The 21,186-nt window shown below is 70.5% G+C and carries 14 protein-coding genes; 5 read left to right on the top strand and 9 right to left on the bottom strand.

All coding sequences use genetic code 11. The features are described 5' to 3' along the window. Positions 1 to 298: 298 nt before the first annotated feature. Together CLV35_RS15410 and CLV35_RS15405 are read right to left on the bottom strand one after the other, a co-directional pair. On the bottom strand, positions 299 to 1,156 hold the full coding sequence (locus CLV35_RS15410; RefSeq protein WP_121194404.1) for a hypothetical protein: 858 nt from the start codon (positions 1,154 to 1,156) through the stop codon (positions 299 to 301). 110 nt (positions 1,157 to 1,266) lie between these two features. Continuing rightward, a complete protein-coding gene (locus CLV35_RS15405; RefSeq protein WP_121194403.1) occupies positions 1,267 to 1,875 on the bottom strand; it encodes an NYN domain-containing protein in 609 nt (202 codons plus the stop codon). 340 nt (positions 1,876 to 2,215) lie between these two features. Between CLV35_RS15405 and CLV35_RS15400 the strand changes: the two genes are divergently transcribed. Both CLV35_RS15400 and CLV35_RS15395 read left to right on the top strand, forming a co-directional pair. After that, positions 2,216 to 3,835 carry a glycosyltransferase gene (locus tag CLV35_RS15400; RefSeq protein ID WP_183062019.1) on the top strand — a complete coding sequence of 540 codons (1,620 nt, stop codon included), beginning with the start codon at positions 2,216 to 2,218 and terminating at the stop codon, positions 3,833 to 3,835. Next, positions 3,832 to 5,934: an acyltransferase family protein gene (locus tag CLV35_RS15395; protein ID WP_183062018.1), complete on the top strand. Its 2,103-nt coding sequence runs from the start codon at positions 3,832 to 3,834 to the stop codon at positions 5,932 to 5,934. The genes CLV35_RS15400 and CLV35_RS15395 overlap by 4 nt, the downstream gene beginning before the upstream one ends. Before the next feature lie 46 nt (positions 5,935 to 5,980). On the opposite strand, the gene glgB is transcribed toward CLV35_RS15395, so the two are convergent. From glgB to CLV35_RS15375, 4 genes are read right to left on the bottom strand one after another with little or no spacing between them, the layout of a single operon-like run. Beyond that, on the bottom strand, positions 5,981 to 8,224 hold the full coding sequence (gene glgB, locus CLV35_RS15390; protein WP_121194401.1) for a 1,4-alpha-glucan branching protein GlgB: 2,244 nt from the start codon (positions 8,222 to 8,224) through the stop codon (positions 5,981 to 5,983). Further along, entirely contained in the window at positions 8,217 to 9,599 is a 1,383-nt protein-coding gene (locus CLV35_RS15385; protein WP_231121891.1) for a maltokinase N-terminal cap-like domain-containing protein, read from the bottom strand. Before CLV35_RS15385 ends, glgB begins: the two co-directional genes overlap by 8 nt. A gap of 2 nt (positions 9,600 to 9,601) precedes the next feature. Further along, positions 9,602 to 11,290, bottom strand: a complete 1,689-nt coding sequence (treS, locus tag CLV35_RS15380) for a maltose alpha-D-glucosyltransferase (protein ID WP_121194399.1) — start codon at positions 11,288 to 11,290, stop codon at positions 9,602 to 9,604. A 7-nt stretch (positions 11,291 to 11,297) separates the two neighbouring features. Next, the gene (locus CLV35_RS15375; protein WP_121194398.1) at positions 11,298 to 13,268 is read right to left on the bottom strand and encodes an alpha-1,4-glucan--maltose-1-phosphate maltosyltransferase; all 1,971 of its coding nucleotides are present in this window, start codon (positions 13,266 to 13,268) and stop codon (positions 11,298 to 11,300) included. A gap of 259 nt (positions 13,269 to 13,527) precedes the next feature. On the opposite strand from CLV35_RS15375, the gene glgP reads away from it, so the two are divergent. Then, positions 13,528 to 16,140, top strand: a complete 2,613-nt coding sequence (gene glgP / locus CLV35_RS15370; protein WP_121194397.1) for an alpha-glucan family phosphorylase — start codon at positions 13,528 to 13,530, stop codon at positions 16,138 to 16,140. Between the two features lie 120 nt (positions 16,141 to 16,260). Continuing rightward, positions 16,261 to 18,309, top strand: coding sequence for a glycogen debranching protein GlgX (glgX, locus tag CLV35_RS15365; RefSeq protein ID WP_121194396.1), 2,049 nt, complete (start codon positions 16,261 to 16,263; stop codon positions 18,307 to 18,309). Here the strand turns inward: glgX and CLV35_RS15360 are convergent. Next, the gene (locus CLV35_RS15360) at positions 18,272 to 18,919 is read right to left on the bottom strand and encodes a sigma-70 family RNA polymerase sigma factor (protein WP_231121888.1); all 648 of its coding nucleotides are present in this window, start codon (positions 18,917 to 18,919) and stop codon (positions 18,272 to 18,274) included. The two genes, glgX and CLV35_RS15360, sit on opposite strands and share 38 nt — an antisense overlap. Positions 18,920 to 19,065: 146 nt before the next feature. Between CLV35_RS15360 and CLV35_RS15355 the strand changes: the two genes are divergently transcribed. After that, complete coding sequence (locus CLV35_RS15355; RefSeq protein WP_121194394.1) at positions 19,066 to 19,689, top strand: acyltransferase; 624 nt, start codon at positions 19,066 to 19,068, stop codon at positions 19,687 to 19,689. Here CLV35_RS15355 and CLV35_RS15350 read toward each other — a convergent pair. Both CLV35_RS15350 and CLV35_RS15345 read right to left on the bottom strand, forming a co-directional pair. After that, positions 19,650 to 20,306, bottom strand: coding sequence for a class F sortase (locus CLV35_RS15350; protein ID WP_231121887.1), 657 nt, complete (start codon positions 20,304 to 20,306; stop codon positions 19,650 to 19,652). The genes CLV35_RS15355 and CLV35_RS15350 overlap by 40 nt on opposite strands. After that, the gene (locus tag CLV35_RS15345) at positions 20,303 to 21,184 is read right to left on the bottom strand and encodes a DUF4397 domain-containing protein (protein WP_121194393.1); all 882 of its coding nucleotides are present in this window, start codon (positions 21,182 to 21,184) and stop codon (positions 20,303 to 20,305) included. Before CLV35_RS15345 ends, CLV35_RS15350 begins: the two co-directional genes overlap by 4 nt. Positions 21,185 to 21,186: the final 2 nt, after the last annotated feature.

Raw genomic sequence — 21,186 nt, 5'->3', positions numbered from 1 at the left:
ATAACCCCACCCCTGGTGAACACGCACAGTCACCGGCTGGCCCCCCCAGTCGATTCACCACCGTGCGTGAGGCAGAAGCGTAGCCCTTGATGGGCCATCTGGTCTGCACTTGTTCAACATCCCGTAACCGTTTGGCGGTATGGACCCTGATAACGGCTACAGGCAGTGACAGATTGGGCACTGTCACGCCATGGAGTCACCTGTTCGAGCTGTGGGCTCAGGCCCGTCCGCTGGACAACTGCGACGAGCGTCACAAGCGACTCCGAGCGGGTCGCTCGCGGACGAAGCGGACCTCTCCTCAGGCCGGCACCTTCGCCTGCGACGACCGGGTCACCTCGAGGGTGCCTGGACCGTCGGGGCTCGACTCGTAGGCGTGGAACGTCAGCCGCAGCCTGCCGGGGTGCAGGTCGCTGCCGAACACCTCCTCACCGATGCTCGCCACACCGTCAGAGCCGCACTGCGTCAGGCCGTAGCCCGGGTGCGTGCCCGCCCAGTTGCCCAGGAGGTGGCCGTCTTGCACCGCCTCGCCCCAGATGAAGACGTCGGACCCGGGCGTGCAGCCGCTGGCCGTGGCAGTCGCTGTGGTCGCCGGCTCGAGGTCGGGCTGGTCGCCGAAGAAGTTGACGTCGCGGATGACGATGGGCGAGGTCCGGTGCGAGATCTGCAGCTCGAGCCGGCGCTTGCTCACCGGCTGGTCGGGGACCCTCACCTGCGAGGTCTTGGTCAGCGCGTCGTGGCCTGCCTTCAGCACTTGCCAGGTGACCCGCAGCTTGCCCGGGTGGAGCGGGCGGTCTGCGCTGTGCGCCGTCACGTTGAAGGCCGGCGAGACCGCGCCTGCTTCAGGACAGCTGAACTCGGTCGCGCCGATGGAGATGTACGCCGTGTCGAGCGCGTGCCCCTCCTGGGTGGCCTCGACGCCGACGTCGAGCGTCTCGCCCGGAGTGCAGCCTGTGACCCGGGCCGACAGGGTCACGACCGGTGCGTAGAACGGCACGCCGGGGCTGATGTCTGCCAGGTGGATGGGCGACGAGTGGTGGTCGACGTGGATGCGGACGGTGCTCTTGCCGGACGCGGCCTGGGCGGTGGACGGTACGCCCGTGGCGACGGCCGTCGTGACGGCCAGGAACGCGGCGCAGGCCGCGGCAGTGCGACGCATGAGTCCTCCCGTCCCTGCGGCTGGTCCGGGGGAGACCCGGACCCCCCGAGCCGCGGGGTCTTCGCACCATGCCACTGCGCCTGAGCGGCCACAAGACCCGCGCTGGTGGTCTAGAGGTCGCGCAGCGACCCCGTCGGCACCAGCCACGCGCCCTCGGGCGGCAGCGCGTCGAGGCGCGTGCGGTTGAGCGGGGTCACGAAGACCCCTGGCACGTCCTCGAGGTCGATGAACTGGATCTTGTCGCTCTCCTGGGCGTAGCCCGCGATCTCGGCGAAGGAGAGGACGACGACCTCGACGCCCTGGTCGGAGAGCTCGTCGAGCGGTGCCCGGAAGTTGCGCCCGTCGCCGCTGGCTACAACCACGCGACGCAGCTGGCGCTCGCCGGCGCGGAGCCAGATGTGGTCGAGCATCGCGTCGTCGACGTCGTCGGCCGGCTGGAGCTTGGGCTTGGCGAAGACCGCGAAGCCGAAGGCGCGGAGCGTCTCGACCCAGCCACGCATGTTGACGGCGTTCTGCGGCGGCACGTTGGCGAAGACGCACGCCTCGACGTCGGACTCGCCCGCGCTGCGCACCAGCCAGCGGCCGACCGCGTCGAAGCGGGGGCGCGACTCCGGCCCCGGGCGTGTGCCGATGACCTGGGACAGCGTCATGTCGATGTTCGGCGCGTCCCAGACGAGCAGGTCGAGGCCGGGGTCGCTGTCCTGCAGGTCGACGGTCATGGACAAAGCATGCCCGACCACTGTGGCGCCGGGCGGCGCCTCCGGCGGAGCCCCCCGTCGTTCACGACCGCTGGGTGCTGTGCCGGGCATGTCGCATCTGAGGGGTCTTGTCCCTCCGCATCACATTTGGTGCGACCAGACGAATGATTCCCCGGGTAATTGTTCCGGCTCGGGGGTACTGGTCGGCCCATTGACCTACCGTCCTTCATGACCGGCGATCGTCTTGGCCGCCGGAGCGGGACGCAAGGACTCTCTTCGTGCAATTGGTCGCCCTGCGAAGAGACGAGCGAGTGGCGAAACCTCCCCGATGCCCGTATTCGTCGGACCCCGGGAGAGATGCGTGCCTTCGGCGAGCCCTTTTGAGACCCATATGCCTGCGCCACCCACAGCGGCAGAGCAGTACAGTTATTTCACCAAGCACGTTCGCTGGCCCTTCGTATGGCTCTTCGTTGCGCAGTTGGGAATCATCTACGGCTACGTGATGGTCATGAGGAAGAGCCCTGACATGTGGCTAGGATTCGTGCTGCTGACATTCATGGTGCCGCCGGTCTTCGTCAACCTGTGGCTCCGAGTACGGCGGCCTCGCTCGTCGCTCCGGGATCACCAGACACTCGTCGCAGCATGGCGGCGCGACACTGCGGCGCTGCCGTCTGTCGACGTCTTCATCCCAGTGTGCGGTGAGGACGACGAAGTGCTGCACAACACGTTCACGCACGTGCGCCGACTCTCCTACGAAGGGCGGCTGTCGGTCTACGTCCTCGATGACGCGGACCTGCTCAGGACCCGGCTAGTGGCGGAGGCGCATGGCTTCCACTACGTCGTGCGCAGCAACCGCGGCGAGTGGAAGAAGGCGGGAAACCTCATCCACGCCTTTGACAACACGGACAGCGAGTTCGTCGTCGTCTTCGACGCGGACTTCTCACCGCGAGCGGACTTCCTCTACGAGACGCTCCCCTACATGCAGGACCCGCGCATCGGCGTCGTGCAGACCGCGCAGTACTTCGACGCACGGGGCGTCAACGACATGAGCCGGTACGCCGGCGCCCTGCAGGAGCTCTTCTTCAGGTGGATCCAGCCGGCTCGCGACACCTACGAGGCCGCGATCGTGGCTGGCACCAATCTCGTGTACCGGCGCGAAGCCGTCGTCGCCGCGGGCGGGTTCGCCCAGGTCCCTCTGGGTGAGGACGTCCACTCGGGCGTCAAGCTCTGGGTGGCGAACTACCGCACCAGGTACGTGCCGCTCGTCTTGGCCAAAGGCCTTGCGCCGGACAACTGGGAGGCACTGACCAACCAGCAGTACCGCTGGTGCAGGTCGTCCATGCTGCTGATGATCAGTCGCTTCTTCTCCGATGCCCCGTTCTCGCTGAAGCAGCGGCTGTGCTTCTGGGCGGCATTCTTGTACTACATGGCTTCGGCCGCTCTGGTCATGACCTCGGTGCTTCCCACTCTCGCGATGATCTGGTTCTTCCCCGACCAGGTGCACTGGTGGAACTACCTTCCCATGGTTCCCGCATTCGTCAGCACGTTCGTGGTGTTTCCGCGGCTGGCCAAGGGCTGGGACATGAGGATCTACAGGGTCTGCATGGTGAACAGCTTCTGTCACTTGCTCGCTGTCGTCGACGCACTCCGCGACAAGATTGCGGCCTGGGTTCCGACCGGGGCTGCTCGAGTCAGCCCCAAGAAAGGCATGTCGACGCCGCGGAAGGTCGCGCTGATGGCACGGACGTGGTTCGCCGCCACCTCGGTGCTCCTCTGGGCCGGGATCGGCCGTGCGGTTCTCAACGGCTACCCGTGGACGTACTTCCCGGCTATCGCACTCGGGCTGATCCAGGCCTACATGCTCGCCCCGTTCCTGTACTCGCTCGACCTGCCTCGCGTACGCGATGTCGTCGTCACCCTGCCCGAGCAGCGCCGCGTCATCGACCTGACGCACGCCACCATCCGGGAGCCGCAGTCGTGAGCATCCTCACCCAGTCGATCGCCAGCTCGCCGTTCGACGCCCGTCATCCGGCACCGCTCCGAGCGCGGAGGTTCCGGCCCGACATCCAAGGGCTGCGCGCTGTCGCCGTCCTGCTCGTGGTGCTCTACCACGCCCACGTCCCGGGCCTGCGAGCGGGCTACGTCGGCGTCGACGTCTTCTTCGTCGTCTCCGGGTTCCTCATCACCGGTCAGCTGGTGAGGGAGGTCGAGATGCGCGGGCGAGTCCACTTCACCGAGTTCTACACGCGACGCGTGCGGCGACTGTTGCCGCCTGCGCTCGCCGCGGTGATCGTGACGCTGCTGGCTGCCCGCTTGTGGGCGCCCGCCCTCCAGGTCAAGGGCATTGCGAACGACGCGATCTGGACGGCGTTCTACGGGATCAACTACCGCTTGGCCGCGCAGGGTGTCGACTACCTGAACGCGGACGGACCCGTCTCGCCGCTCCAGCACTTCTGGAGCCTCGCCGTCGAGGAGCAGTTCTACCTGGTGTGGCCTGTGCTCATCGGACTGTGTGCGCTGGTCGGTGCACGCCGCAGAGGTCAGGCGCTGTTCTTGCTGCTCGCCGGAACCGTCGCAGCATCGTTGTACCTGTCGGTCACGATGACGCCTCGGGACCCGAGCCTGTCCTACTTCTCCATCCAGACGCGAGCGTGGGAGCTGGGTGTCGGTGGACTGGTCGCGGTGGCCGCGCACCGCCTCGCCCGGATGCACGTGCGAATGGCGTCGTGCCTGTCCTGGGCGGGGCTGTCAGTCGTCGTCGTCTCTGCGTTCGTCTACAGCGACGCCACAGTCTTCCCGGGCTGGGCAGCCGTGCTCCCGGTCGGGGGTGCCACGCTGCTGGTCGCGGCCGGCTGCGGACCGCAGGCGGTCGGTGCAGAGTCCGTCCTGCGCAACCGGTGGGCTCAGTGGATCGGGAAGATGTCGTACTCCTGGTACGTCTGGCACTGGCCGGTTCTTGTCATCGCTCCGATGGTCGTCGGGAGCCAGGGCAGCTTCGGCTGGGCTCGCAACCTCGAGATGGCCGCCATCGCGCTCTGGTTCGCCGCCATCACCTACTACCTCATCGAGTACCCGACCAAGCGAACGCGACTGCGCATCCGCGCGTGGCTCACTGCCGGCGGCATGATGTCCGCTGCTGCCGTGGGCTGCGCCCTCCTGATGGTGAGCTCGCTGCCCGTCCTCGCCGGTCACGGTGCCGCAAAGACGCTCGTCACCACGAGTGACGTCGCGGACAGCGCCTACGCCGCGCAGGTGAGGGTGAGCATCCATCTCGCAACGCTGATGCAGGGCGCGCCGCGAAATCTCACTCCGGACCTCGTCGTAGCCGGCAAGGACTACCCCGAGAGCTCCTTCACCCAGTCCTGCCAAGCGAACTTCACGGACGTCGCTCAGGGTCCCTGCGTCTTCGGTGACGTGCATGGTCATCACACCCTGGTGCTCTTCGGTGACTCGCACGCCGAGCAGTGGGAGCCCGCCTTCGCGGAAGCCGGAAGGCGGGAGCATTGGCGGGTCATCAACTGGACCAAGAGTGCGTGTACGCCCGCGGCCCTGTCCGTCTTCAGCAGCCAGCTCAACCGCCAATACCGCGAGTGCGATGAGTGGCGGGAGATCACGATCAACCGGATCATCGGTCTGAAGCCGGATCTTGTCGTCATGAGCCAGTCCGACAGCGTCACGGGAAAGGCGTTCACGGATCAGCGCTATGCGCAGGCGACGGTCACCACTGCGTCTCGGCTGAAGAGCGCCGGTCTCGCCGTTCACTACATGTTGGACACGATGTATCCCCAGACAGACGTCCCGCTGTGCGTCTCCAAGCACCTGTCGGACGTCCGGACGTGCGGCCGCCCGAACAAGGTCAATTGGATCACTCCTCGCCGGTCGGCCCTCGAGGCGGCACTCATGGCGGCCAAGGTGCCGATGACCGACCCCAAGGGCTGGCAGTGCGCTGACGACGCCCCGGTCTACTGCCCGGTCATCATCGGCAACATCCTCGTCTACCGGGACTCCAGCCACCTAACGGCGACGTACAGCCGTTGGTTGGCGCCGATGGTGCAAGGGATCCTGCGGCAGGGCCGCTAGACGAGCAGCGGGTCGGGGCCGTGCGCCTCGACCCGCTGCTGCCTGGTCACTCCGGGCGCAGCCACACCGCCCCGAGCGGTGGCACCCGCATCTGCGCGGAGGCGGGCAGCCCGTGCCAGGGCACGTCCTCGGCGTCCACCGAGCCCATGTTGCCGACGCCCGACCCGGCATAGACGTCGGCGTCGGTGTTGAGGACCTCGGTCCAGCGACCGGCGTCGGGGAGGCCCAGCCGGAAGCGCTCGTGCGGCACCGGCGAGAAGTTCACGACCACAGCGAGCGGACGGCCAGAGGAGTCGTAGCGCAGCCACGAGAACGTGTTGCCGGCCGCGTCGTTGGCGTCGATCCAGCGGAAGCCCTCGGGGGAGGAGTCCAGCTCGAACAGCGCCGGCGTCTCGCGGTAGACCCGGTTGAGGTCACGCACCAGCCGCTGCACGCCGGCGTGGTCGGCGTTGTCCTGCAGCCACCAGTCGAGCGAGCGCGACTCCGACCACTCGGCCTCCTGGCCGAACTCCTGGCCCATGAAGAGCAGCTGCTTGCCCGGGTGCGCCCACATGAAGGCGAGGTAGGCGCGCAGGTTCGCCAGCTGCTGCCACCGGTCGCCCGGCATCTTGCGCAGCAGCGAGCCCTTGCCGTAGACGACCTCGTCGTGCGAGATCGGCAGGACGTAGGACTCCGAGTAGGCGTAGACCATCGAGAAGGTCATCTCGGAGTGGTGGTACTGCTTGTAGATCGGGTCTTGCGCCACGTAGCTGAGCGAGTCGTGCATCCAGCCCATGTTCCACTTGAAGCCGAAGCCGAGCCCGCCGGCGTAGGTCGGCTGCGTGACGCCCGGCCACGCGGTCGACTCCTCGGCGATGATCGTGGTGCCGGGGTTGCGCCGGTAGGACGTGGCGGTCGTCTCCTGCAGGAACGCCACGGCGTCGAGGTTCTCGCGGCCGCCGTACTGGTTGGGCAGCCACTCGCCCTCCTTGCGCGAGTAGTCCAGGTAGAGCATCGAGGCGACCGCGTCGACGCGCAGCCCGTCGATGTGGAACTCCTCGAGCCAGTAGAGCGCGTTGGCCACGAGGAAGTTGCGCACCTCGTTGCGTCCGAAGTCGAAGACGTAGGTGCCCCACTCGAGCATCTCGCCGCGGCGCGGGTCGGGGTGCTCGTAGAGCGGGGTGCCGTCGAAGCGGCCCAGCGCCCACTCGTCCTTGGGGAAGTGCCCGGGCACCCAGTCGACGATGACGCCGATGCCGGCCTGGTGCAGCCGGTCGACGAGGTAGCGGAAGTCGTCGGGGTTGCCGAAGCGCGAGGACGGTGCGTAGTAGGACGAGACCTGGTAGCCCCACGACCCGCCGAAGGGGTGCTCGGCCACCGGCATGAACTCCACGTGCGTGAAGCCGAGCTCCACGACGTAGGCGACGAGGTCGTCGGCGAGCTGGCGGTAGGAGAGCCCCTGCCGCCACGAGCCGATGTGCACCTCGTAGGTGCTCATCGGGGCCTTGTGGGTCTCTCGCGCTGCGCGCGCCTCGATCCACTCGCGGTCGGTCCACGAGTAGTCCGACTCCCACACGACCGAGGCCGTCGACGGCGGCACCTCGGTGTGGAAGGCCATCGGGTCGGCCTTCTGCCGCCACACGCCGTCGCGGCCGAGGATCTCGTACTTGTAGCGGGTGCCCGCGCCGATGCCGGGGATGAACAGCTCCCACACGCCGCTCGAGCCGAGCGAGCGCAGGGGAGAGGCCACGCCGTCCCAGCCGTTGAAGTCGCCGACCACGCGCACGCCCTGGGCGTTCGGCGCCCAGACGGCGAACGACGTACCTCTCGTCTCCCCGAGCTCCGAGGGGTAGGAGCGGACGTGCGAGCCGAGCACGCTCCACAGCTCCTCGTGCCGGCCCTCGGCGATCAGGTGCCGGTCGACCTCGCCCACGGTGGGGAAGAAGCGGTAGCCGTCGTCGACGGTGTGCACGTCGCCGCTGTCGAACGCCACTTCGAGCCGGTAGTCCGGCACCTCGTCCAGCGGCAGGGCACCGGCCCACACGCCGCGGTGCTCGTGCGCGAGCTCGTAGCGCGCATCCTTCGTCACGACCGTGACCGACTTCGCCCACGGGCGCAGCGTGCGGACGGTGACGCCCCCGCCGCCCACGTGGGCGCCGAGGACCCCGTGCGGGTCGTGGTGCGCGCCGCCCACGAGCCGGTCGAGCTCCTCGCGGGGCACGGCCACGACCTGCGGCTCCACCTTCGACACGTTCGGTCCCTTCGCTGTGCTCTCAGGCGCTGTGCTCTCAGGCGCTGTGCTCTCAGGCATGTTCGGCCTCCGACAGGCGCTCGATGGCGCCCAGGGGGATGCGTACCCACCCGGGGCGGTTCCGTGCCTCGTAGATCAGCTCGTAGACGGCCTTGTCCGCTTCGTACGCGCAGATGAGGTCGCCGTCGTCGCGCGGGTCGCGCCCGCCGGCCGCCGCGTAGCCGTCGCAGAACGCCGAGCGGTTGCGCTCGGCCCACTCGTCGGCGCGGTACTCCAGCTGCCCGTCGCGCGCGCGGTCCATGAGCTGGAAGCGGGCCGCGTAGTCGAACGACCGCAGCATGCCGGCCACGTCGCGGATCACCGAGTCGGGCAGCCGGCGCTCCGCGAGCGGCTTCGCCGGCTCGCCCTCGAAGTCGAGCAGCTTCCAGCCGTAGGCCGTGCGCATGACCTGGCCGAGGTGGTAGTCGCCGTGGATGCGCTGCACGACCACGGGCTCGTCGCGCTCGGCGAGCGCGTCGTACTTCTTCGACAGCGACTCGACGTGCGCCTCGAGCGCGGGTACGTCTGCGGCCGCCGCCTCGAGCCGGTGCTGCATCGCGGTGGCGAGGGTACGCAGTGCGTCCCCGCTGAGCGTCGTCGTGCCGAGCGCCTCGGCGAGCGCCAGGTGCACGCGCGCGGTGGCTTCACCGAGCCGGAAGGACTCGCTGGCGAAGTCGCCACCCACCTCGTCGGCGTGCAGGTCTCCCTCGGCGAACAGGTCGCGCACGCTGACCTGCGCGGCGTCCCAGCCGAGGCTCGCGCCGCTGAGGAACTCCTGCATCATGCCGAGGTTGCCCTCGACGACCTCGCCGGGCGCTTGCTCCCAGCGGCCGGTGACGTGCGCGAGCGGGCGCGCGATCTCCTCCGCGCCCACCTCCAGCAGCGCCTCGTGGATCTCGATGTCGGGGTTGAGACCGGGCGCCAGCTTGCGGAACGCCTTGTAGATGGCGGTGCCGCCGAAGACCAGCGAGGTGTTCGACTGCTCGCCGCTCAGGACGTTCGACGACGCCGTCTCCGGCACACCCTCGCCGCCGGAGAGCGGGTGGAACTCGACCCCGCCGACCGTGCCGCCCTCCTTGAGCCCGCGGAGCAGCAGCGCCGTGGCCTCCTTGTCGTGGAAGCCGTCGTAGACGAAGTAGCGCGTGCCGTCCTCGTCGACCTCGCCGATGAGCACGTGGCCGAGCGCGTCGTTCGGCTCAGGGCGCATGGAGACCGCCAGCTGGTAGGCCTCGGTCGAGCCGTCGTCGTAGTCGGCGCGCACCACGAGCAGGCGGACGGGAGCAGGGCCACCGCGCAGCTCCGCGAGCTGCTCCACTCCTGCCACGTGCCACTGGCGCCCCTTGCCGGCGAACCAGCGCTGGGTGCCCATCCAGTCCTGCAGGAGTTGGGGTTCCACGATCAGCGAGCCTCCTCGGGCTTGTCGAGCCGGAACCAGAAGAAGCCGTGGCCCGGAAGGGTGAGCAGGTAGGGCAGTTCCCCGATCCGGGGGAACTCCACCCCGCCCAGCGCCTCGACGGGCTTCCAGCCGTTCCAGGCGCTCAGGTCGAGCTCCACCGGCTGCGGGAAGCGGGACAGGTTGTTGACGCAGAGCACGACGTCGTCGCCGAACTCGCGCATGAACGACAGGATCGTCGGGTTGCTGCCGCCGAGGTCGGCCCAGGTACCGAGCCCGAACGCGGGGTTCTGCTTGCGGATCTGGATCATCCGCCGGGTCCACTGGAGCAGCGAGGTGCCCGCGCTCATCTGGGCCTCGACGTTGGTCACCTGGTATCCGTAGACCGGGTCCATGATGATCGGCAGGTAGAGCTGGCCCGGGTTGGCCTTGGAGAACCCGGCGTTGCGGTCGGGGGTCCACTGCATCGGCGTGCGCACGCCGTCGCGGTCACCGAGCCAGATGTTGTCGCCCATGCCGATCTCGTCGCCGTAGTAGAGCACCGGCGAGCCCGGCAGCGAGAGCAGCAGCGCGGTGAAGAGCTCGAGCTGGTTGCGGTCGTTCTCGAGCAGCGGGGCCAGCCGCCGGCGGATGCCGATGTTGGCCTTCATGCGGGGGTCCTTGGCGTACTCGCCCCACATGTAGTCGCGCTCTTCGTCGGTCACCATCTCGAGCGTCAGCTCGTCGTGGTTGCGCAGGAACACGCCCCACTGGCAGCCGTCGGGGATCTCCGGCGTCTGCGCCATGATCTCGGAGATCGGGAAGCGCGACTCGCGCCGCACGCCCATGAACAGCCGCGGCATCACCGGGAAGTGGAACGCCATGTGGCACTCGTCGCCCTTGCCGAAGTACTCGACGACGTCGGCCGGCCACTGGTTGGCCTCGCAGAGCAGCACCCGGTCGGGGTAGAGCCGGTCGACCTCGCTGCGCACCTTGCGCAGGAACTCGTGCGTCTCCGGCAGGTTCTCGCCGTTGGTGCCCTCGCGCTCGAACAGGTAGGGCACCGCGTCGAGGCGGAAGCCGTCGACGCCCAGGTCGAGCCAGAAGCGCAGCGCCTCGATGACGGCTTCCTGCACGGCGGGGTTGTCGAAGTTGAGGTCGGGCTGGTGGCTGAAGAACCGGTGCCAGAAGTACTGCTTGCGCACCGGGTCGAAGGTCCAGTTCGACACCTCGGTGTCGACGAAGATGATGCGCGCGTCCTGGTAGCGCTGGTCGGTGTCGGACCACACGTAGAAGTCGCCGTACGGCCCGTCGGGATCGTTGCGCGAGGCCTGGAACCAGGGGTGCTGGTCCGAGGTGTGGTTCATGACGAAGTCGATGATCACGCGCATGCCGCGCTGGTGCGCCTCGTCGACGAAGCGCACGAAGTCGCCGATCGTGCCGAACTCCTCGTGCACGTCGGTGTAGTCGGACACGTCGTAGCCGCCGTCGCGCAGCGGCGACTTGAAGAACGGCGGCAGCCAGAGGCAGTCCACGCCGAGCCACTGGAGGTAGTCCAGCTTCTCGGTGAGGCCGGCGAGGTCGCCGCTGCCGTCGCCATTACCGTCGTTGAAGGCCCGGACGAGGACCTCGTAGAACACCGCGCGCCGATACCACTCGGGGTCGCGGTGGGCGTCCGAGAGGTCGGCGAAGGGCTCGATGGCCGAGTCGGTCACGAGAGAGTCACACCTTCCGCACTGTCAGCACGTGAGCCGGTTCGACGAACGGGTCGAGCCGCACGTAGTTGTGCTCGCCCCACCAGAACGTCTCGCCGCTCACCTCGTCGTGCACCGCGATCTGCGAGCCGGGCTCCACGCCGAGCGCCGCCAGGTCGAGGTGCACCACGTCGGCGCGCGCGCCGTGCGGGTCGAGGTTGACCACGCAGATCACCGTGTCGAGGGTGCCGTCGGGCAGCGGCTCGGACTTCGACCAGGCGAGGACGAACTCGCTGTCGGTCGGGTGGAACCGCAGGTTGCGCAGGCGCTGGAGCGCCGGGTGCTCACGGCGTACGCGGTTGAGCAGTCGCAGGTAGGGCGCGAGGCTGCGCCCCTCGCGCTCCGCGCCCTCGTAGTCGCGCGGACGGTACTGGTACTTCTCGGAGTCGAGGTACTCCTCGCTGCCCGGGCGCAGCGCGACGTGCTCGAAGAGCTCGAAACCGCTGTAGACGCCGTAGGTGGGCGAGAGCAGCGCCGCGAGCGTCGCCCGGATCTTGAACGCAGGCGGGCCGCCGTACTGCAGGTAGGCGTGCAGGATGTCCTGGGTGTTGGTGAAGGCGTTGGGCCGCAGGAAGTGCGAGGTCTCGCCGGCGAGCTCCTCGAAGTAGCTCTGCAGCTCGTCCTTCGTGTTGCGCCAGGTGAAGTAGGTGTAGGACTGGTGGTAGCCGATCTTGGCCAGCTCGTGCATCATCGGCGGCCGCGTGAACGCCTCCGAGAGGAACAGCACCTCGGGGTTGGTCTTGTAGACCTCGGCGAGCAGCCACTCCCAGAACTGCACGGGCTTGGTGTGCGGGTTGTCGACCCGGAAGATCGTCACGCCGTGGCTGATCCACAGGCGCACGATGCGCAGGCACTCCGCGTAGAGGCCCTCGGGGTCGTTGTCGAAGTTGATCGGGTAGATGTCCTGGTACTTCTTCGGGGGGTTCTCGGCGTACGCGATGGTGCCGTCCGCCCGCGTCGTGAACCACTCGGGGTGCTCGGTGACCCACGGGTGGTCGGGGCTGGCCTGCAGCGCGAGGTCGAGCGCGATCTCCAAGCCGAGGTCGTTGGCCCGCTTCACGAAGGTGTCGAAGTCGTCGAAGGTGCCGAGGTCGGGGTGGATGGCGTCGTGCCCGCCGTCCTTCGACCCGATCGCCCACGGCACGCCGGGGTCGTCGGGGCCCGGGTCGAGGGTGTTGTTGCGGCCCTTGCGGGCCGTCGTGCCGATGGGGTGCACCGGAGGGATGTAGACGACGTCGAAGCCCATGTCGGCGATCGCGGGCAGCCGCTCCGCGGCGGTCCGCAGCGTGCCGGAGCGCGGCGGGTCGAGCGAGGCGCCCTCGGAGCGGGGGAAGAACTCGTACCAGCTGCCGTAGAGCGCGCGCTCGCGCGAGACCACGAGGTCGTAGGGGCCGTCGGTCGTGACCAGCTCGCGCAGCGGCGCGGCGGCCAAGACCCGGGCGACCTCGTCGGAGGTGCCCGCCGCGAAGCGGGCCTCGACCGGGCGGCTGGTGTCGCGGAGCCCCGTGGCCGCGTCGCGCAGCGCGGTGACGGCGGCCTTCGCCCGGCCCTTCTCCGCCGCGGCGCGCGTCAGCAGCAGGGCGCCCTCCTCGAGCATCAGCTCGACGTCGAGCCCGGCCGGCACCTTGATGCCGGCGTCGTGGAGCCACGTGCCCCAGGGGTCGCTCCAGGCCTCGATCGTGAAGGTCCAGCGCCCCTGGGAGGTGGCGACCACCTCGGCGTCGTGCACGTCGATGCCGGGGCCGCGCTTGGTCATCGGGGTCCACGGGCCCGGCGTGCCGGCCGGGTCGCGGAGCACGACGTTGGCCGCGACCGCGTCGTGGCCCTCGCGGAACACGGTCGCGGACACGGTGAAGCGCTCACCCACGACGGACTTGGCCGGATAGCGGCCGCACGCCACGACGGGATGGACATCTGCGATGGGAATTCGTCCGGTCATCGGGAGGGGACCTACCCAGGTCTCGAGGGTCCTCACCTGTCTCGGCGATCTTCCTCGGGCGAGTGCCCGAGGAGGTCCGGGACAGGTGCAGGACGGGGCGGAGGTGGGGAGTACGCAGGGGCCGTGCGGTCGTCTGGTGCACTGTGGCAGATACCCCCGGCGAGCGGGAGAGCCAACCCACCGGGGGAGCAGTTTGTGGCCCGCGACCCGGACGGTGGACCATAGGGCCAGCCACCAGCCGCCGCTGCTAGGAGTCGACTTGCGAGCCATCCGTCGTTTCACCGTGCGCACCGTGCTGCCCGAGGCTCTCGCCCCGCTGGGCGAGCTCGCGCTCAACCTGCGCTGGTGCTGGCACCCGGAGACCCAGGACATCTTCCAGGCGATCGACCCGGCGGTGTGGGAGACGGTCGGCCACGACCCCGAGGCCCTGCTCGGCGCCCTGCCGCCGGCCCGCCTCGACGAGCTCGCCGCCGACCCGCGCTTCGTGACCCGGGTCGCCGAGGCGGCCAACGAGCTGCACGACTACCTCTCCGGCTCGCTGTGGTACCAGTCGCTGGCCGAGGGCACGCCCGGCGGCCCCGCGGCCGTGCCGCGCTCGATCGCCTACTTCTCGCCCGAGTTCGGCATCACCTCGGTGCTCCCGCAGTACAGCGGCGGCCTCGGCATCCTCGCCGGCGACCACCTGAAGTCGGCCTCCGACCTCGGTGTGCCGATCGTCGGCGTCGGCCTGCTCTACCGCGCGGGCTACTTCCGCCAGTCGCTCTCGCGGGAGGGCTGGCAGCAGGAGCACTACCCGGTGCTCGACCCCAACGGGCTGCCGATCAGCCTGCTCCGCGAGTCCGACGGCACTCCCGTCACCGTGTCGCTCGCCCTGCCGGGAGGCCGCCACCTGCACGCGCGCATCTGGCGCGCGGCGGTCGGCCGCGTACCCCTGCTCATGCTCGACTCCGACGTCGAGGAGAACGAGCCCGCCGAGCGCGAGGTCACCGGCCGGCTCTACGGCGGCGGCACCGAGACCCGCCTGCTCCAGGAGCTGCTGCTCGGCGTCGGCGGTGTGCGCGCGCTGCGCGCCTACAGCCGCGTCACCGGCGCCCCCGCGCCCGAGGTCTTCCACACCAACGAGGGCCACGCCGGCTTCCTCGGGCTCGAGCGCATCCGCGAGCTCGTCGCCGAGCAGTCGCTGACCTGGGACGAGGCGCTCGAGGCCGTCCGCGCGGGCACCGTCTTCACCACCCACACCCCGGTGCCGGCGGGCATCGACCGCTTCCCGCGCGACCTGGTCGAGCAGCACTTCTCCGGCGAGCTGGCGCCCCCCGGCGTCGGTGCCGACCGCATCCTCGCCCTCGGTGCCGAGACCTACGAGGGCGGCGACCCCGGCGTCTTCAACATGGCGGTCATGGGCCTGCGGCTCGGCCAGCGCGCCAACGGCGTCTCGCTGCTCCACGGCGACGTCTCGCGCGGGATGTTCGCCGGGCTGTGGCCGGGCTTCGACCAGGACGAGGTGCCGATCACCTCGATCACCAACGGCGTGCACGCGCCGACCTGGGTGGCCCGCGAGGCACTGGCCGCCGCCGAGTCCGAGGGCGGTGCGCGCGACTGGGAGGGCCTCTCGCGGCTCTCGGACCCCGCGCTGTGGTCCGTGCGCCGCACGCTGCGCGCCAAGCTGGTCGAGGACGCCCGCCGCCGCGTCCGCGAGGCGTGGCTCGAGCGCGGCGCCTCGGAGCCCGAGCTCGGCTGGATCGACAGCGCGCTCGACCCCGACGTGCTCACCATCGGCTTCGCCCGGCGCGTGCCGTCCTACAAGCGGCTCACGCTCATGCTGCGCGACCCCGCGCGCCTGAAGTCGCTGCTGCTGCACCCCGAGCGCCCGATCCAGATCATCGTCGCCGGCAAGGCCCACCCGGCCGACGAGGGCGGCAAGCGCTTCATCCAGGACTTCGTGCGGTTCACCGACGACCCCGAGGTGCGCCACCGCATCGTCTTCCTGCCCAACTACGACATCGCGATGGCCCAGACGCTGCTGCCGGGCTCCGACGTCTGGCTCAACAACCCGTTGCGCCCGCTCGAGGCGTCGGGCACCTCGGGCATGAAGGCCGCGCTCAACGGCGGGCTCAACCTCTCGATCCTCGACGGCTGGTGGGACGAGTGGTACGACGGCGAGAACGGCTGGGCGATCCCCACCGCCGACGGCGTCACCGACCCCGACCGGCGCGACGACCTCGAGGCGCAAGCGCTCTACGACCTGCTCGAGAACCAGGTGGCCGCGCGCTTCTACGACCGCGAGGCGCCGAGCGCCCCGCCGGCCCGCTGGATCTCGATGGTGCGCCACACCCTGCAGTCGCTCGGGCCCAAGGTGCTGGCCTCCCGGATGGTGCGCGACTACGTGCTCAACCTCTATGCGCCCGCGGCCGCCTCGACCCGGGCCCTCGGCCCCTCGCTCGAGCCGGCCAAGGAGCTCGCGCACTGGAAGGCGACGGTCCGCGCGGGGTGGCACGACGTACGCGTCGACCACGTCGAGTCCGAGGGCCTCGGCGACGCTCCGGAGATCGGCACGAACCTGCACCTGCGGGCGTTCGTGTCGCTCGGCTCGCTGGCTCCCGACGACGTCGACGTCCAGCTCGTGCACGGGCGGGTCGGCTCCGACGACCAGCTCACCGACACCGCGGTGGTGACGCTGCACCACGCCGAGGCCTACGAGGGCGGCCGCCACCGCTACGAGGGCCAGCTGACGCTGAGCCGCACCGGCGCGTTCGGCTACAGCGTGCGCATCCTGCCCTCGACGGCCAAGACCGTGTCGTCGGCCGAGATGGGCCTGGTCGCCAACGCCGTCGCGTCCGAGCCCGCCGCGGTGGGGGCCCCGCCGCTGCGCTGACCCCGCCCTGGTCATCCCCGCGATGATCATGAGGTTCTCAGCAGGACACGCCGGCGTGTCCCCTGACTTCCTCATGATCATCGCGGTTTCCGGGGGAGCGAGGTGCGGGAGAGGGAGGACATGACCGAGCTGGGGACAACGGCTCCGGCCGTGCCGTGGCCCGGCGAGCCCCACCCCCTGGGCGCGACCTGGGACGGCGTGGGGACCAACGTCGCGCTGTGGTCCGAGCACGCCGAGTGGGTCGAGCTCGCCGTGCTCGACGACGACGACACCGAGCTGTGCATCCCGCTCACCGAGCGCTCGCTCAACGTCTGGCACGCCTACGTGCCCGACCTGCGCCCCGGGACGCGCTACGGCTTCCGCGTCTCGGGCCCGTGGGCGCCCGACCAGGGCCACCGCTTCACCCCCGACGCGCTGCTGCTCGACCCCTACGCGCTCGCCGTCGACTCGCTCGCCGACGGCCGGCTCGTCTCGGTGGTCGTGGACCCGGGGTACGACTGGGGTGACGACCGCGCGCCGCAGACCTCGTGGACCGACACCGTCATCTACGAGGCGCACCTGCGCGGCCTCACCCGGCTGCACCCGGAGGTGCCGCCGGAGCTGCGCGGCACCTACGCCGGGCTCGCCCACCCCGCGGTCGTCGACTACCTCGTGTCGCTCGGCATCACGGCCGTCGAGCTGCTGCCCGTGCACCAGTTCCGGAGCGAGCCGTTCCTCGAGGCGCGCGGCCTGACGAACTACTGGGGCTACAACACGGCCGCGTTCTTCGCGCCCCACCACGCCTACGCGTCCGGCGGCAGCCGCGGCGAGCAGGTGCGCGAGTTCAAGGACATGGTCAAGACGCTGCACGCCGCGGGGCTCGAGGTCATCCTCGACGTGGTCTACAACCACACGGCCGAGGCGGGGCCCGACGGGCCGGTGCTGTCGTTCCGAGGCATCGACAATGCCATCTACTACCACCGCCATGGTGCAGCGAATGCCGACTACACCGGCTGCGGCAACAGCGTCAACGCCTCGCACCCGCAGGTGCTCCAGCTGGTGCTCGACTCCCTGCGCTACTGGGTGCAGGAGATGCACGTCGACGGCTTCCGCTTCGACCTGGCCACGACTCTCGCGCGCCGCGAGGGCGGCGACGTCGACATGAACGGCCCCTTCCTCATCGCCGCGCGCCAGGACCCGGTCCTGCGCAACGTCAAGCTCATCGCCGAGCCGTGGGACGTCGGCTGGGGCGGCTACCGCGTCGGCGAGTTCCCGTCGCCGTGGGCCGAGTGGAACGACAAGTTCCGCAACGGTGTCAGGGACTTCTGGCGCGGCGCCACGGCCGGGGTGCGCGAGATCGCCTACCGCGTCTCCGGCTCGAGCGACATCTACGGCACCCGCCGGCCCCACGCGTCGGTCAACTTCGTCACCGCGCACGACGGCTTCACCCTGCGCGACCTCGTCTCCTACGACCGCAAGCACAACGCGGCCAACGGCGAGGACGGGCGCGACGGCACGGACGACAACCGGTCGTGGAACTGCGGTGCCGAGGGCGAGACGGCTGACGCCTCGATCCTCGCCCTGCGGGCCCGCCAGCAGCGCAACATGCTGGTGACGCTCCTGCTCGCCACAGGCGTACCCATGCTCACGGCGGGCGACGAGTTCGGCCGCACCCAGCACGGCAACAACAACGCCTACTGCCAGGACAACGCGATCTCCTGGATGCCCTGGGACCTCGACGAGCCGCAGGAGGCGCTGCTCGCCTTCACCCGGCGCGTGCTCGACCTGCGCCGCTCGAACGTCGCCCTGCGGCAGAAGCACTTCTTCGAGGGCCGGCCGCTCGAGCCGGGCGGCCCCAAGGACATCGCGTGGTTCACCTCCGAGGGGCGCGAGATGGAGGAGGGTACGTGGTTCGACCCCTCCACCCGCACCCTGGGCGTACGCCTGTCGGGCCTCACCGTCCGCCGCCGCGGACCGCGCGGCGAGCGGCTCGTCGGCTCGACGTTCCTCGTCCTGCTCCACTCGGGGCCCGAGGACCGCACCATCACGCTGCCGCCCACGGGAACCCTCGGCGGCCGGTGGGAGCTCGTCATCGACACCGCCGACGACGACGCGCTGCCGGTCGAGTACGCCCCCGGCGCGCGCGTCGAGATCACCGGCCGGTCGACCCTGGTGCTGCGGGCGGGCTGAGCGAAGGCGCACCGCCGGACATCCCGTCCACCGCGGCCGCGAGGCGGAGCAGGCCGTCGCGGATGCGCGACTTCACCGTGCCGAGCGGGACCCCGAGCTGCTCGGAGATCTGCACGTGCGTCCGGCCGGCGAAGAAGGACAGGACCACCGCCTCGCGCTGGACGGCCGGCAGCACGCCCAGCTGACGGCGCACCTCCTCGGTGGCCAGCCGGACAGCGACCACTTCGTCGACGTCGACCTCCGCGAGGAGCCGTTCGTTGGAGAACTGGTGCTCGCGGTCCCGCCGCCGCTCCGCCTGCACGGAGCGCACGCGGTCGACCGCACGCCGGTGGGTGATGGCGCTGAGCCAAGCCATGGCCGCACCTTGCGACGGGTCGAAGCGCGATGCCTGCACCCACACCTGGGCCAGCACCTCCTGAGCGACCTCCTCGGAGAGGTCAGGGTCGTGCAGCACGGCGTCAGCCCGGGCCCACAGGGCGCGGCGGGTGGCCTGGTAGAGCAGGTCGAACGCGGCCGCGTCACCCTTGCCGACGGCGACCAGAGCGCTGCTGAGGTCGGAGTCGGACGCCGTGGCGCTCGCCGGGCGCGGGGGCCGGCTCTCCGTGGACACACCTGGATTCGTGGCAGGTGCGACCCCCGGATCGCCAGTGTGCTCCACGTCACGCCGCCATCTCGGACGTCGCCTCAGCATGAGCCGTACGGGGCATCCTCGCCGAAGCAGTGGCGCGACGACGCGGGGGGCGGCACGCTCTAGGGATGCCCAAGCTGACGGCGCAGATGGTCCGGCCCGCGTGCCGCACGGTCCTGCTGCGCGCGCGGCACCGACGGATCCGCGGCTCGGGCTTCCTGATCCACCGGGGTGCGGAGATCGTGGTGGAGCCGGGCGCCACCTTCTGGGTCGGTGCATCGACACAGATCCTGCGAGACGCGACCATCACGGTGCAGGGGACGCTGCGGATCGGCTCGAAGGTCTTCGCCAACCGCGGCCTCTACCTCTCCGCCCGCCACTCGGTCGAGATCGGCGACCGCGTGCAGATCGGCGAGTACGTCTCGATCCACGACGAGAACCACGCCTTCGACAACCCGGACCTGCCGATCCTGCACCAGGGCTTCGTCACCGAGCCCGTGGTGATCGAGGAGGACGCGTGGGTGGGCAGCCACAGCGTGGTGCTGCCCGGCGTACGCATCGGTGAGGGCGCGGTCGTCGGTGCTGGTGCGGTGGTCACCCGCGACATCCCGCGCGGTGCCGTGGCGGTCGGCGTGCCCGCCCGCGTCGTGAGCTACCGGCCCGGGTTCGGCCCGCTACCGCCCGAGGAGGCCGGCGTCGAGGTCGAGGCCGCTCACGTCGCCACGGCGAACACGATGCGGTTGTCCCTGTAGCCGCCTGCGCCCTTGTCGTAGACCCCGGCGCACGTGATCAGCCGGAGCTCGCGGTCGGGCGTCGGTCCGTAGACCTCCGCTGACGGGAACGCGTCCTTCGCCGCCTGCTCGACGCGCGTCACGTCGAAGCGGGCGGCCGTCCCGTCGGAGAGCCGGACCGTGATGCGGTCCCCGCGGGCGAGCTCGCGCAGCCGCCAGAACACCGCGGGACCGGTAGGGGAGTCGACGTGGCCCGCGATGACCGCCGGGCCCGGCTCCCCAGGCACCGCGCCGCCGGAGTACCACCCGGGCCGGTCCCAGTGCGGGGGCTTCTCGAGCTCGCCGTCGGCACCCAGGCGCAGGGTGTCGAGCGGCGCGGAGACCCGGATCGCCGGCACTTCGAGCCGGACCGGCACCGCGACCCGGGAGGGCAGCGGCGCCGGCCCCGTCGGGTCCGGGGTCGCCGCCGGCTCGGCTGCCCGCGCGTCGGCCGAGGCGCCGGAGGTGGCGGCGGCGGGGGTGGAGGTGGCGGAGGTGGCCGCGGACGTCGCCGTCGCGGTGGACGCCCGCCCGCCGGGACCGGCGCACGCGGTCAGGGCGAGCCCGGCCGCGACGAGGGCGGCGGCCAGGCGGGTCACCGCCCGCGGCGTGCGCGGACGGGCGCCGGCACCGGACGCGTCGTGCGCAGGCGTGCGGCGACGACGAGCACTCCGAGCAGCGCCGCGCCGGCGAGCCCGGCTCCCGCCAGGTGCTCGTCGCGCCCGCCGGACGCGACCGGGCCGTAGCCCGTGGCGACGCCACCCTTCGGGACGACGGCCGATCCGGAGCTGTCGGAGGTCGTCTTCAGCGTCAGCGAGTCCGGCTCGGAACCGTCCAGCACCAGCACCGAGCTGATCCGGCCGGCGGGCACGTCGACCGACGTCGTGACGGGCTTCGCGCTGCCGTCGAGGGGCGTCACCCGTACGCTCCAGCGCCCGGCGCCGATGGTGGCGTAGCCGGTGGAGGTGCCGAACTCCGCAGCTGTCGCGAGGGTCGGGCCGCCGATCGCCTTGACGTCGACCTGCTCGGCCCGGGTCGAGGCCTGGATCAGGCGGACGCGGCCCTTGTCGGCGGGCGGAGGCGTCAGGTCGTCGCCGAGCACCTTCGCGGTGAGGTCCTTGCGCAGCCCGACCGCGGCCACGGTGTAGGCCTTGCCCGCGTTGACCTGCGCGGTGCCCTCGAGCACGGGCGAGCTGGCGCCCGCACTGCCGGCGAGGCGCATGGTGGCCGTGTACGTGCCGCGCGGCACCGACATGTAGGACCCGACGTCGCCGTAGGAGACGTCCTTGAGCACCACGGGCTTGCCGCCCGCGTAGGACGAGAGGTAGATGTCCACCGCGGGGGTGTCCGGCGAGAGGTGCGCCAGGCGCAGCCAACCGGTGGCGGGCGCTGCGGAGGCCGGCGCCGCGCTCAGGGCGAGCCAGACGGGGCTCGCGGCGACGGCGAGTGCGAGGACGGCGGCGCGGATGCGCGTCATGG

Source organism: Motilibacter peucedani (assembly GCF_003634695.1).
GTDB lineage: Bacteria > Actinomycetota > Actinomycetes > Motilibacterales > Motilibacteraceae > Motilibacter > Motilibacter peucedani.
The sequence above is the reverse complement of the archived record's forward strand: the minus strand, read 5'-3'. Positions and strand labels throughout refer to the sequence as shown.

Excerpts from the sequence above, each read along its gene's own strand:
- glgB (WP_121194401.1), bottom strand. The coding sequence starts at position 8,224 with ATGCCTGAGAGCACAGCGCCTGAGAGCACAGCGCCTGAGAGCACAGCG.
- CLV35_RS15405 (WP_121194403.1), bottom strand. The coding sequence starts at position 1,875 with ATGACCGTCGACCTGCAGGACAGCGACCCCGGCCTCGACCTGCTCGTC.
- CLV35_RS15355 (WP_121194394.1), top strand. The coding sequence starts at position 19,066 with ATGCCCAAGCTGACGGCGCAGATGGTCCGGCCCGCGTGCCGCACGGTC.
- CLV35_RS15410 (WP_121194404.1), bottom strand. The coding sequence starts at position 1,156 with ATGCGTCGCACTGCCGCGGCCTGCGCCGCGTTCCTGGCCGTCACGACG.
- glgX (WP_121194396.1), top strand. The coding sequence starts at position 16,261 with ATGACCGAGCTGGGGACAACGGCTCCGGCCGTGCCGTGGCCCGGCGAG.
- CLV35_RS15375 (WP_121194398.1), bottom strand. The coding sequence starts at position 13,268 with ATGACCGGACGAATTCCCATCGCAGATGTCCATCCCGTCGTGGCGTGC.
- CLV35_RS15345 (WP_121194393.1), bottom strand. The coding sequence starts at position 21,184 with ATGACGCGCATCCGCGCCGCCGTCCTCGCACTCGCCGTCGCCGCGAGC.